Origin of the sequence: Psychrobacter sp. T6-4 (assembly GCF_052258425.1) — a bacterium.
Taxonomy (GTDB): domain Bacteria; phylum Pseudomonadota; class Gammaproteobacteria; order Pseudomonadales; family Moraxellaceae; genus Psychrobacter.
Window position 1 is genome coordinate 1 of the sequence record NZ_JBQQEZ010000017.1, and the last position, 12752, is coordinate 12752.

Consider the following 12752-nt stretch of genomic DNA (forward strand, 5'->3'; position numbering starts at 1 on the left):
GCCGATAGAATCGCTGCCGAAAAAGCCGAAGCCGATAGAATCGCTGCTGAAAAAGCTGAAGCAGATAGAATTGCTGCCGAAAAAGCCGAAGCCGATAGAATCGCTGCCGAAAAAGCCGAAGCCGATAGAATCGCTGCTGAAAAAGCTGAAGCAGATAGAATTGCTGCTGAGAAAGCTGAAGCAGAACGTCTGCAAAAAATTGAAACTAACCGTGTAACCTTATTAGCAAAAGCTAAAACAGCTGGACTAACTGATCAACAGGCAACTGCCTATGCTGAAGAGAACAAAGAAGCTAGTGCAACAAATGCACAATCTGCATTGGACTCTATCGTTGCTGAAAACGAAAGAGTTGCTTTAGACAATGCTCTCTCCCAAGCTAAAGGTAAGTATCACAATAATGGTGCATATCCTGTAGGTCGAATTAGCGCGCAAATGACATCTAGTAGGGATACAACTACAAATGGTGATAGAAGAATCGAAAGAAAGTATGACGTAGTTTACAATCAACCTTATTCTGTTGTCTTAGGAAATTATTCAGCCTGGACAGAGGGAGTAGGCTCACGTATTTTTGATTCTGGCATAGACTCAAATATTACTATCGGAGGTTTAAAAACTGAAGCTAATGCGATTCCATCTTTAGGTACAGCGAATTATTCTGGTAAAGCATTTAGTAGCGAGAAAAACCCTATATTTGCTTCGACTTCAGGTCTATATGAAGAAGGAATATTATCTTATAATGTGAATTTTACTGATCGTACTGGTTCTGGTTCAATTACTGGCTTAGGCGATACAGTTGATTTGCAACAAGGTTCGATAGCAGGAACAGGTATTAATTCAACAGTTGAACAAGGCTTTAGAAACGGTAGTTATTCACTAGACTTCTTTGGTAAAAAAGCTGAAGAAATCGCTGGTAAGGTTGTATTTAATGGCAATGATACTATTGGCTTTGGCGGTACTCGTGGTGAAATCTCTAAATAATAGAAAATTCATCCTCAAATAAGTAAATTAAACCGTTTGAAGTATTTAACATATATTTCAAACGGTTTTTTATGATATCGGTAAAAGTTAATGAAAATGAAGCTCTATATATTCTGTTGTATCACTTTATCTACATCAGTTCTCGCGCAGGAAGTACCTCCTGCCCAAAACGTGTTTTTTCAGAATACTCCACAAGTACAACCAGAATTATTACTGAATCAACCTAACATTGATACACCGACTCCTGCACCAACAAAAGAAAATAGCAGCCTGGAAGAAAGAATCAATTTTGCTATTATCAATAAAGAGTGGCTAGAGCTAGAAAAGTTATTGAGTCAATATCGTACCGCTACAAACTTTGATCCAACGCTATATGATTATGGATTAGGAGCATTGTATCGGCATCAAGGTCGTCAAAAAGAAGCTATCACCTTGTACCGAAAGATATTAACTCGTCAATCAGATTTACATTACCCAAGATTTGATTTGGCAATGATGCTGTATGAAGACAAGCGCTATGCTGAAGCAAAAACTGAATTAGTAACAGCTGCGCCTCATCTTGCACCTCCGTTACAGTCTTTAGTTGGTCAGGTTTTGGCTAGTATAAAAAAATCTCAAGAATGGCAGCCTAATTTTAACCTTAGTTATGAGTCTACTGATAACGTTAATCAAGCATCCGATATAAGAGAGTTAGTAGTTGGTGAAGCTACGTTTATTCGTAGTGACGATTCATTGCCACAAGAGGCGCATGGAATACGATACAACGTTGGCGCTGCAAAAGAGAAAAATATAGTAGGCAATCATTACGCTTATACGAGCATAGATACGGAAGGTGTAAATTATTGGGATAATAGTGACTATAGTGAATTAACACTGCAAGCAAATTTAGGGTATCGCCACAAAAATATCAAACGGTCATGGGGCGCTGTAGCAATTGCAGGGCAAAATCTATTAGGCGGAAGTCAGTATAATCAAAATTACGGTTTGACATTAGAATACAATCGAAAAATTTCAGATGAATGGCAAATTTCTGGTAATCTTTCTCACATACAGAAACGCTATACAGATGATGATTTAGCGAGTTACTACGATGGTCATGCCAATAGTATTGCATGGATTTTGCTTTATCAACCTAAACCTAGATGGTTGGTTTATGCTGGTGCTGATTTTATGCGTGATGACCTAGCAGATCAGGCTGAATCATCAGATCGTCAAGGTATACGTGGAGGAATGGCTTTCTCTGGAGAAAAGATTAGCGTGAGAAGTAGTCTCCGTTACGCTCAGCGAGATTTTGAAGCTGAAAATTTTTTTTATGGGCAAAAGCGTAAAGACGATGAATACCAATTTAGCACAACTCTAGGACATAAAAGACTTAGTTGGCAAGGTTTTACACCAAAGTTAAACTACGAGTATCAGAAAATTGAAAGTAACTTATCGTTATATGAGCGTAGTAATAGCACCTTTTTCGTAAAAGTAGATAAATATTTTTAATATTTAAAGAATAACCGGCATAGTTAAACTTTGTAAGAACACCAATTTTTTATGGAACTTGAGTTTTATTTAATATCTAAACCCCGCTATCATTACGATAGCGGGGTTTTATTTTTGGTACTGGCCATTATTGTACTTATAATAGCGGCTTATGCGCCAAATACTTTCATGCGCTCATCTAATGGCTTGAACTCTTTTTCGCCAGCTGGCTGTTCAATAGCACCGAACACCAATTGTGCATTCAATTCCCAGTCCTCAGCGATGTTCCACTCTTGTGCAACTCTTTGATCAATCACAGGATTGTAATGCTGTAAGTTTGCGCCAATCTCGATGCTCGCAAGCGCAGTCCAGATCGCATACTGATGCATCGCGCTGGTTTGATGCGCCCATATTGGGAACTTGTCTGCATATAATGGAGCGGCTTCTTGCATGCCTCTGACAACGCCTTTGTCTTCAAAGAACAATACTGTACCTGCGCCTGCTCTAAAGCCTGCGATTTTATCTTTAGTACCTTTAAACTGCTCTTCGTTATTGACGATCACTCTTAGTGTCTCTTCGGTGATGTCCCATAGTTTTTTATGGTCTTCGCCAAATAGTACAACCAAACGTGCTGATTGCGAGTTAAACGCTGAGGGTACGTGCAATAGTGCATGCTCAACCAATTTGACAACGTCGTCGTTTGAGACAGGTAACTGATCGCTTAGGCCGTAAATAGAACGACGCTTTTCCATAAGCTGTTGTAGAGTTTGTAGGTCTGACATAATTTGTCTCCAAAATTTATGTGAATAAAAAAGTATGGTTGATCATTGAACAACCCATACAAGTTAATAACGTGCCTATTATAAGAGAGCGGTAATGATATCCGTACTCTCTTTTTGTAAAATAACTTAACAGTAACTATAATTGTAAAGCTAAGGTAATCAATAAGTTTGTCTCGCCTTACCGATTACTTTACTGTCTCGCTTCTATAATTGCCTTTGCTACTAGCCTTGAAAACCTTCTGGCAACTCTGGTGCGGATAGACGCTTCATATCTGAGTCAACATTACCAAAACGCTCGTGACCGTTGTTCCAGTCTTTGATCGCAAGCTCAATCTCTTCTTTATTATCTGCGACAAAATTCCACCATAGCAGCACTTGGTTATTGAGAGGCTCACCACCGATGAACATCACCCGCGTACCTTTTTTGGCGACTAATTTGATACTTTCATTATTGGCGACATCATGATCGTGAAAGCGCAGCAGTTGATCTTGTGGGCAGACTTTGCCCTCAGATTCAATCTCGCCTTCGTTGACTAAGATACCGTACTCAAATCCTGGCTCTAGCGTCAAGGTAACTTCGCCATCTTCCTGCCAGTACACATCGATACCAACCATTTTTGAGTACTGAATCGTTGGCGCCTCGAAACGCTCACCCGTCACCGACGTATAGCTGCCCGTCGTAAGGATCATCTCGACGCTGTCTTCGGTCCACGTCGGCAATTCTGGATAGTGATGAAAGCTTGGCTCAATCTCTTGATCCGTGGGTAGCGCGATCCACAGCTGTACCATGCTCAGCGCACGCGACGCATCAGGCGATCCACCCGTATCAGGGAATACGCTTTGTTCAGTATGACTGATGCCACGAGTAGGCCCTGTCCCTGCGGTCATGACGTTGACTTGGTTTTTGGTAATGACTTGCTCGTTACCCAAGCTGTCTTTGTGCAAGACTTCGCCGTCAAGCATCCAGCTAAAGGTCTGCAAGTTGATATGCGGGTGACGACCGACCTGCATACCAGCTTCATCTGGACCGAAATCAGCGGGGCCAGCATGATCCAAAAAGCACCATGCACCAATTGGCTGCTTGCCTTTATTAGGTAGTAATCTAGCGATAGGAATGCCGCCGACGTCTGCCAGTCTCGGCTCTAGGGTTTGAATACTCATAACTCACCTCTTATTATCGAATGACGGATAGGAATACAGCCAAAAGCAGAATGGCGGCGTCTATTTTTGCGTATTTACTTTTAAGCTTATTATTGACACATCACTCTGCTCGGTTAACTTTATTCATACTATAAATTCTACAATGGCGCTAACGGTATAGATATACTCGTTATCTAATACCGTTTTATTGCTGACTTACTGCCGCTTTACTGCCAACTTACTACATAGGTACTTCCATTAGCAATACGCGAGCGTCCTCATCAGCATCCATCGTGAAGCTCTTAGTATTCCAAATACCGAGGCCATCACGAGTATCTAAAGTGCTACCATTGATGGTCACTTGACCTTCTAGCACTAGTACATAAACACCATTGTTAGCCTCTTTTAAGTCATAGGTTTCGGTAACGCCTTTATCAAAGCTGCCGATATGGAACCAAGCGTTTTGATGAATCCAGACACCAGCATCATCGGGGTTTGGCGAGAGTACTTGGTTAAAAGCATTGTGCTTAGCGTCTTCATCCATGCGCACTTGTTGATAGCGCGGAGCGACGCCGCCTTTGTTTGGAATGACCCAAATCTGTAAGAATTTAACAGGCTCATTGTCATCGCCATTCATCTCGCTATGCGTGATACCCGTACCTGCTGACATGACCTGAATCTCGCCGGTCTCAATGATGCCATTGTTACCGATGTTATCGCCATGACCGAGCTTACCTGACAACGGAATGCTGATGATTTCCATGTCGCGGTGTGAGTGCTTACCAAAGCCTTGACCGCCTGTTACAAAGTCATCGTTGATGACACGTAGCGCACCAAAGCCCATACGCTCAGGATTATGGTAGTTAGCGAAGCTAAAAGTGTGACGGCTTTTGAGCCAGCCGTGATCGGCATTACCGCGAGAGTCTGCTGCATGATAGATAGTTTTCATAAGTTATCCTTTATTTATAATGGTATGTTTGAACTATGGGTCTATTATAACCGTTGTATTAGGCACGATAAACAGTACTAATCGCAATTAACTATTCTTCATTTTAGAACAATAAAAACATGTGAATCCATCAAAAAACCCCGCTAAGCCTAAGATTAGCGGGGTTTTATATCATTTATCTAATTAACTATTAAACTGCCCAGCAAGAGCACCCGAAAGCACCAAAGAAGTCTTTAAAGTTCGAGACCGGTGCGTTGGATTTCCATGCTTTGGCATGATTATGTCCATGCAAAGTACAAGCGCTAGCACAGCCGCAAGCCATCGCCGCTTGATTCATCAGTGGCTCTAAGGAGTTTTTGCCTGCGCCTTCAGGCTCGCCCCAAGCGCCGTAGCCTCCGTACTGATTGGCAGGGGACCAGTCTGGCATAGCGGGCGGGATCGGCGTGTCATAATCTGAGAACTCGCCATCACCGTACACGACCTTGCCGCCGACAACCGTCAGGTTCGAGGTCAAGAACGGAATCTCATTGTCAGGGACACTAAAGAAGTCTTTGCTCGGCACGATAAAGTCGGCTAGATGACCCACTTCAATACGACCGCGCTCGCCTTCTTGATTAGAGAACCAAGCGACCTTTTCCGTCCACATACGTAGCGCGGTTTCACGGTCAACGAGATTGTCTTGATCGTAGAGTTTCATGCCGCCAACGGTTTTGCCTGTAATGAGCCAAGCGAGTGATACCCATGGGTTATAAGAGGCCACGCGGGTGGCATCCGTACCTGCTGAGACATTGACGCCGCTATCGAGCATTTGCTTTACGGGCGGCGTATTTGCTGCTGCCGCCGCCCATCTCGGCGATACGATCAATATTGCGCTGTGAGATAGTTTCAGCATGATCAAAGAACCAGTTGAGACCGTCAATTGGCATGTCGCGATTGACCTTTTCGAACACGTTTAGCGAGCGCTCAATGGTCTCATCATAAGTCGGTCGCGATTGACCTTTTCGAACACGTTTAGCGAGCGCTCAATGGTCTCATCATAAGTCGCATGCATACGCCAAGGCCATTTATTCTGTACCAAAATACGGATAACGTCCTCAAGCTCGCCTTCCATCTCAGGGCGCGGCTGTCTGAAATCCTCAAAGTCAGCGGCTGAGAATACCAGCATCTCACCTGCACCATTATGACGGAAGTAGTCATCGCCTTGCTTATAGTCAGTCGTTTGCGTCCAGCGTAAAAAGTCCTCTTTTTCCTCTTTTGGCTTTTGGGTAAATAAGTTATACGCTATGCGCACAGTCAGCAAATTCTCATCGTTAAGCTTTTGCACGACTTCATAATCATCAGGGAAGTTCTGTGAGCCGCCGCCTGCATCGATAATGCCCGTGACCCCTAAACGGTTAAGCTCGCGCATAAAGTGACGGGTTGAGTTCACTTGATAGTCAAAAGGCAGTTTTGGCCCTTTGGCAAGGGTGGCATACAAGATAGTCGCATTGGGCTGAGCAATGAGCAGACCTGTCGGATTGCCATTAGCATCACGAGTAATCTCGCCACCCAGTGGTTCAGGCGTGTCTTTGGTATAGCCTACCGTACGCAGAGCTGCCGCGTTCAATAGCGCGCGATCATATAGATGCAGGATAAATACTGGCGTATCTGGGGAGATAGCATTGATCTCATCAATCGTCGGCAAGCGCTTCTCAGCGAACTGCTGATCGGTAAAGCCGCCAACGACCCGTACCCACTGCGGAGATGGTGTCTTATCCACTTGCGCTTTGAGCATAGACATCGCATCGGCAAGCGATCTTACCCCATCCCAACGCAGCTCCATATTGTAATTGAGCCCGCCGCGGATGACATGAGTGTGGTTATCAAAAAGACCTGGGATGACGCTACGACCGTTTAGATTAATAATCTTGGTATTCTCGCCCGCCAGCTCTCGTACGTCTTTGTCATTGCCGACCGCGACGAATCTATCGTCTTTGATGGCGACAGCGCTTGCACTAGGTTTGCTGTGGTCAAGAGTCGTCATCTTGCCGTTGTAGTAGATGATATCGGGAGTTGCCATAATATTATCCTTAATGTATGGAATGCACTTATCGGGCGTGCATTTAAGTGAATTAAGCGTCTAAGCGCGGCTGAGAAGTGGTTTTTGGGTCTAACACTGCGCCATTATTGACACTTGAGGTGCTGGGCGCTGATGTAGAGGGTTCAAGTACTTGTGCCGCCTCATCTTTTGATGAGTAACTGGCGATAAACTGCTTACCATAAGGCACCATTTGCTCACCGATGAGCATACCAAGTAGTCCAATAAGTGCGACCACAGGAGGCGCAGGCGAGCGCACGTTCAATACGCCATATAACAGACCTGCCAGAATGCCGACCGCGAGTGAGATAAGATACAGTTTCATATTTTTATCGCCATAAAAAAAGCATCAACCAAGCTCTAAAGATTTGCAAACTCAATTGATGCTATAAGACAGTAGCTGCGGCTAAATATTGTATTTAACCGCACGATACTCAATAATATATTAGCCCGTTTTAAGGGCAGGATTAGGTCCAATGCTGCCTCTTGCCATCGCGCGTGCAGGGGCTTTATGTACCATCGTATAGGCATAATCAACACCCATACCATAAGCGCCAGAGTGCTCTCTGACGATATCCATAACCGCATCATAAGTGTCTTTATTAGCCCAATCACATTGCCACTCTAGGAGCACTTGTTGCCACGTGACTGGGATCACGCCTGCTTGCACCATACGATCCATAGCGTACTGATGCGCCTCAAGAGTCGTGCCACCAGAGGCATCAGCGACCATATAGATCTCATAATCGGTGTCATGCATAGCAGATAGCGCAAAAGATAAGTTACAAACCTCAGTCCAAAGGCCAGATACGACGATCTTTTTGCGGCCATTTTTGGCATGCTCAGCGAGCGCATCACGGACGTTTTGATCATCCCAAGAGTTCATTGAAGTGCGCTCTAGCGTATCGTTGTCTGGGAATACGCTTAGTAGCTCTGGAAAGGTATTGCCAGAGAACGCCGCGGTTTCAACCGCAGTGATAGTCGTTGGGATACCAAAAGTTTTAGCCGCTTTTGCTAGACCGACCACATTGTTTTTTAGAGTTTGACGATCGATAGACTGTACACAAAAAGCCATCTGTGGCTGCTGATCAATAAAGATAATTTGGCTGTTTTGCGGCGTTAGTAGTTCTAAAAGCTTGTTAGACATAGTCGTATTCCTAATAGTGAGATGAGTATTCAAAAGTCGTTACTACTACAAAATCTAAACGTCAGAGCTGGCTCAATGTAATAAGGCTCTAATCAATGACGCCTCAAACCAACTCTAAACGATGTAATTATAATAATTGTTAGCAAATAAAAGATAAACCAGAGCAATTGCAACTCACCATTCTGTTTATCAGAACAATAACCGTTTATCAGAACCCTATATTCAGTAATATAATGCTAACAAACCATCCCCTGTAAGCTGCTAGCATATTAAAGCTACAATCTAGAGCACCATCTAGGTCTTATCATTTATTAATAAAAGGAGTCACCCTATGTCTGACAAACAACCATTAAACTATGACGTTATCGATAATAAAGACAAACAACGTTTTGAGATTCATATCGATGATCAAATTGCACTGGAGGACTACGAGTTCTTTACCACAAGTACAGGTGAAAAAGGCATTGAGTACAAGCATACCGAGGTGCCAAAAGAATTAGGCGGTCAAGGTATCGCAGGTTATCTAGTCAAATATATCTTGGATGATGCCGCAGCAAAAGGCCTGCGAGTTAAACCCACCTGTCCTTATGTCAAATCCTATATCGACAAGCACCCTGAGTACCAAGACAACTCTGTATTTCATAACGCAGCGCCCTAAACCTCATAATCTTAGAATAAAAATAACTCTAAAATAAAAAAACGCCATGCTATGAGCACGGCGTTCTTTATTTATGAAACTTTTCAGCTTAAAGCTTCAGGTTTACACTTTAGACATTCTTGACGATCTCTTTTGGTGGGTTGTTGTAATACTGTACCCCAACACCGTAAGCACCTGCGTGCTCCATCACGACATCCATGACCGGCTGATAAGTCTCTTCACGTGCCCAGTCACGCTGCAACTCACACAAGACCTGAACCCAAGTCATCGGAATGACGCCCGCTTCTGTCATACGAATGACGGCCATATCGTGGGCTTCTTTATCGATTCCGCCACATGCGTCAGTTACAACGTAGACATCATAGCCTTGATCGGCTGCTGATATTGCTGGCAATAGCACACAGATTTCAGTCCATAGGCCTGACATAATAATCTTTTTGCGACCCGTCTTTTTGACTGCATCGACAACGCGTTGATCTTCCCAAGCGTTAAGTAAAGTACGATCGATTGGCGTATCGTTTTCAAACTCTCTTTTTTGCTGCTAAGGAATCTCACCGGTAAAGGTATCGGTAGTCAACGTCGTCAAGACCGTTGGGATATCCCAGATTTTTCTCGTTTTAGATAAAGCGACGATCGCATTGAGCACATCTTTTGTGTCATGACTACCTAGCCCAAAATACATTTATGGCTGCTGGTCAATGAACATAAATACTGTATTGTCAGGGGTGATGAGCTTATCGCTAGGATCAGCTTTTACTTGATCAATATTAAAATTAGACATAATTATCTTCCTTTGATTTTGTTTATAGTTGAAGTGCTCTAGTGTTATTGTTATAGAAGAACTATTTATAATGATGTGCACCAAACCCTTAAGAAGGATTTAATGTACATTACACACTAGGTAATAGTCCTTCACAGTATACTAGCGTACCTTTTTAACTTACATTAGTAGACTAGTACAATGTTTGTTAATATCTGGTAAATCAAATTTATAGTTTGTTGATTGTTGCAAGTAAGCTCAATAAAGCACTAAGCGCCCGTAGCATTTTTTAGCGCTTGCTTATCACGCATTTTTATCGCCGCGTAAAGCACGGGCAAGATAAACGGAGCAATTGCCCATAAACCGATGTAGATGAACAATACCGCACCCACAAAAGCGCCAATAGTAAAGCTGGCAACTAGCGTAAAGCTATGCTTTAGGCTACTCATGTTGCAATTTTTGCGATCAAACACATAGTCTGATAGATCAATACCGAGCTGCGTGGTATTACCCGTCATCAGTAGCGTTGGCTTCATTTTGCCCATAATCGTTTTGCCTGCGGTGTTACGAATAGCAAAAGCGGTCAAACCCAAAAATCCTGTAAATGCCACTTCTAACGTGCCCGCCTGCTCAAAAGGGCCAAAATAGATAGCCGATGCCAAAAACGCCAGCAAAAACACAACTTCAGCAAATAATAAATTACTGAGAATAGGTTTGTTAGCACTCGTAATATTGATCATACGTTTGGTGATAATGACCGTCAGCAAGAACACAGGCAATGCGCCAAGCTTGACCCACAGCCCATCGCCACCTTTAACCAGTCCGCCACCCGCCATCACCAAGTTACCAGTGACGTGGTTGGTAAAGAAGCCAAGTAACCCGATAAAACCTATGGTATCAATAGCGCCGCCCACCGTAGTTAACATGACTGGTATCTGATAGCGCTGCCAAAAAGTCAGGTTAGATGAAGGCGCGTTGTCGCTCTCATTTTTTGTTTTTTCTATATGAGCCACTTCACTCCCCTATTTATATGTTGGTGAATTTATATCGCAAATGCCAAGTACGTTTACTACTTCGATCAGTATAATTGTTGACTATAATTAGATAAACACTAATAAAAACAACACTAAGTTCATGTTTAAAGAACAATAAAAGTAAGAACAATAAAAGTAAGAACAATAAAAGTAAGAACAATAAAAGTAAGAACAATAAAAGTAAGAACAATAAAAGTACAGCCTTTTTAAGGCAGCAAGGTTGCATGACATCATTAGAAGGATTCATTTACTCAAAGATAAATGCAGTGCTGCTAACAAGGGGTTTTACGCCATATCAAAGATTGCAGACATAACAATAGGATCTACCCCAGTTGCCTGTACAGTAATAGGTATGATGTTATTTAAAATAAGCTATGTAAGAGAATTTTGTCGGGTGATGTTGCAAGAGAATATCGTTGCATGGCGTTATACAAGGATTTAGGATATTGGTCGCTAGCCGATGTTCTGTAAAAAGCTTTTGTCACGGGCCAGCCAAGCTAAGTACAGCACTGGCAATACAAACAAACCCACAGCCCAGTAGCCAAGCTTAACGTAAAGCACTGCACCCAATAGTGCCCCAACAACAAAGCTGATCACCAGCGCTGAGCTATGACCGAGCTTTTTGGCATTATCTAGCGTCCTATGGGCTAAATAGTCAGACAAATTGATACCGAGTTGGGTCGTATTGCCAGTCATGAGCACCGTGGGGCTCATGTGCTTGATGACAGTTTTGCTCGCTGTGTTACGAATCGCTAAAGCCGTCAAACCTAAGCCGCCAGTTATCGCCACCGTGATGCTATTGCCATCGGTAAAAGGCCCAAAAGATAATCCCGCTATCATAAACGCGGTGAGAAATACCGCTTCTGCTAATAGCAAATGCGTCAGTATCAGCTGCTGTTTGCGGCTATTATCGATATAGATTTTGGTCACAACGACCGTCAAGATGAACAGTGGCACAGAAGCTAGCTTGATCCACAGACCGTCCTCGCCTTTGACAAGTCCGCTCCCTGCCAATACCAAGTTACCTGTGACATGAGCGGTGAAAAACCCAAATAGGGTGATAAAGCCAATAGTGTCAATAGCGCCGCCGACGACAGTCAACAACACAGGGGCACGGTAGCGCTGCCAAAAACTTGGTGGCTGATCGTTTTGAGCGCCACTGTGATGACTATTTGACGCTACACTGTTAGATGCGCTATCAGACACCAGTACGTCCTGCGAATGTAGCGAGCTCATCTGTGAACTTTTTGAGGAATTTTTGTGTGCGCTCGCTGACCTGACCTGCGTCATCTAAGCTGTCAGTTGCATGGCCTAAATAGACCTCAGGGCTAATCATCATTTGAGCTGAGAGCATTTGCATGCTTTTGCGTACATCAAGGCCACTAGATCTGCCGCCATAGGTACCAGGAGAAGCGGTCACGACAGCGACTCTCTTAGCAGTCCATACGCTGTCACCATGAGGACGCGAGCCGATATCGATGACGTTTTTGAGCGCTGCGGGCATAGTACGATTATGCTCTGGGGTAACAATTAAGACCGCATCAGCCGTCTTAATCTGCTGGCGAACGCGATCATAACTATCGATACTCTGATCATCATAGTCTTAATTATAAAGCGGCAAGTCATCGATGATAACTTCTTCTACCTTGATGTCATCAGGTAGCTGCGACACGATATATTCTGCAAACTTACGGTTGATAGAGGCTTTACGCAAGCTGCCTATAATTAAAGCTATAGTCGTACTCATAGTGATCTCC

General features: G+C 43.5%; 10 protein-coding genes and 4 pseudogenes. 3 read left to right on the plus strand and 11 right to left on the minus strand.

Annotated features, from left to right (window positions below; translation table 11 throughout):
* On the plus strand, positions 1–978 hold a 978-nt coding region (locus ACTXGE_RS11330; protein WP_443543549.1), incomplete at its 5' end, for a Slam-dependent surface lipoprotein.
* Between the two features lie 90 nt (positions 979–1068).
* Positions 1069–2469 (plus strand): surface lipoprotein assembly modifier, encoded by a 1401-nt coding sequence (locus ACTXGE_RS11335; protein ID WP_443560310.1) that lies wholly within the window; start codon positions 1069–1071, stop codon positions 2467–2469.
* A 149-nt stretch (positions 2470–2618) separates the two neighbouring features.
* Here ACTXGE_RS11335 and ACTXGE_RS11340 read toward each other — a convergent pair whose 3' ends face one another.
* The 6 genes and pseudogenes from ACTXGE_RS11340 to ACTXGE_RS11365 form a co-directional block, all read right to left on the minus strand.
* Positions 2619–3230: a nitroreductase family protein gene (locus ACTXGE_RS11340; protein ID WP_435949855.1), complete on the minus strand. Its 612-nt coding sequence runs from the start codon at positions 3228–3230 to the stop codon at positions 2619–2621.
* Positions 3231–3452: 222 nt separating this feature from the next.
* The gene (locus ACTXGE_RS11345) at positions 3453–4391 is read right to left on the minus strand and encodes a pirin family protein (RefSeq protein WP_435949856.1); all 939 of its coding nucleotides are present in this window, start codon (positions 4389–4391) and stop codon (positions 3453–3455) included.
* Between the two features lie 220 nt (positions 4392–4611).
* Positions 4612–5319, minus strand: coding sequence for a pirin family protein (locus ACTXGE_RS11350; RefSeq protein WP_443543544.1), 708 nt, complete (start codon positions 5317–5319; stop codon positions 4612–4614).
* 190 nt (positions 5320–5509) lie between these two features.
* Positions 5510–7378, minus strand: a pseudogene (locus ACTXGE_RS11355) (amidohydrolase).
* A gap of 181 nt (positions 7379–7559) precedes the next feature.
* Positions 7560–7721, minus strand: a pseudogene (locus tag ACTXGE_RS11360) (DUF1427 family protein); the annotation flags it as partial.
* Between the two features lie 120 nt (positions 7722–7841).
* Entirely contained in the window at positions 7842–8543 is a 702-nt protein-coding gene (locus ACTXGE_RS11365) for a hydrolase (protein WP_443543543.1), read from the minus strand.
* Positions 8544–8874: 331 nt separating this feature from the next.
* On the opposite strand from ACTXGE_RS11365, the gene ACTXGE_RS11370 reads away from it, so the two are divergent.
* Positions 8875–9201 (plus strand): GNAT family N-acetyltransferase, encoded by a 327-nt coding sequence (locus ACTXGE_RS11370; protein ID WP_443543541.1) that lies wholly within the window; start codon positions 8875–8877, stop codon positions 9199–9201.
* 109 nt (positions 9202–9310) lie between these two features.
* Here the strand turns inward: ACTXGE_RS11370 and ACTXGE_RS11375 are convergent.
* The 5 genes and pseudogenes from ACTXGE_RS11375 to ACTXGE_RS11395 form a co-directional block, all read right to left on the minus strand.
* Positions 9311–9712 (minus strand): annotated as a pseudogene (locus tag ACTXGE_RS11375) (isochorismatase family protein); the annotation flags it as partial.
* A gap of 30 nt (positions 9713–9742) precedes the next feature.
* Positions 9743–9883, minus strand: coding sequence for a hypothetical protein (locus ACTXGE_RS11380; RefSeq protein ID WP_443543539.1), 141 nt, complete (start codon positions 9881–9883; stop codon positions 9743–9745).
* A 347-nt stretch (positions 9884–10230) separates the two neighbouring features.
* Complete coding sequence (locus tag ACTXGE_RS11385) at positions 10231–10887, minus strand: YoaK family protein (RefSeq protein WP_443543537.1); 657 nt, start codon at positions 10885–10887, stop codon at positions 10231–10233.
* Positions 10888–11448: 561 nt separating this feature from the next.
* Positions 11449–12231, minus strand: coding sequence for a YoaK family protein (locus tag ACTXGE_RS11390; protein ID WP_317200803.1), 783 nt, complete (start codon positions 12229–12231; stop codon positions 11449–11451).
* Positions 12194–12742, minus strand: a pseudogene (locus tag ACTXGE_RS11395) (NADPH-dependent FMN reductase). The gene ACTXGE_RS11390 and the pseudogene ACTXGE_RS11395 overlap by 38 nt, the downstream one beginning before the upstream one ends.
* Positions 12743–12752 lie beyond the last annotated feature (10 nt).

Coding starts and splice junctions, on each gene's coding strand:
- ACTXGE_RS11335 (WP_443560310.1), top strand. CDS start 1,069: ATGAAAATGAAGCTCTATATATTCTGTTGTATCACTTTATCTACATCA.
- ACTXGE_RS11345 (WP_435949856.1), bottom strand. CDS start 4,391: ATGAGTATTCAAACCCTAGAGCCGAGACTGGCAGACGTCGGCGGCATT.
- ACTXGE_RS11350 (WP_443543544.1), bottom strand. CDS start 5,319: ATGAAAACTATCTATCATGCAGCAGACTCTCGCGGTAATGCCGATCAC.
- ACTXGE_RS11340 (WP_435949855.1), bottom strand. CDS start 3,230: ATGTCAGACCTACAAACTCTACAACAGCTTATGGAAAAGCGTCGTTCT.
- ACTXGE_RS11365 (WP_443543543.1), bottom strand. CDS start 8,543: ATGTCTAACAAGCTTTTAGAACTACTAACGCCGCAAAACAGCCAAATT.
- ACTXGE_RS11370 (WP_443543541.1), top strand. CDS start 8,875: ATGTCTGACAAACAACCATTAAACTATGACGTTATCGATAATAAAGAC.
- ACTXGE_RS11380 (WP_443543539.1), bottom strand. CDS start 9,883: ATGTATTTTGGGCTAGGTAGTCATGACACAAAAGATGTGCTCAATGCG.
- ACTXGE_RS11385 (WP_443543537.1), bottom strand. CDS start 10,887: ATGTTAACTACGGTGGGCGGCGCTATTGATACCATAGGTTTTATCGGG.
- ACTXGE_RS11390 (WP_317200803.1), bottom strand. CDS start 12,231: ATGAGCTCGCTACATTCGCAGGACGTACTGGTGTCTGATAGCGCATCT.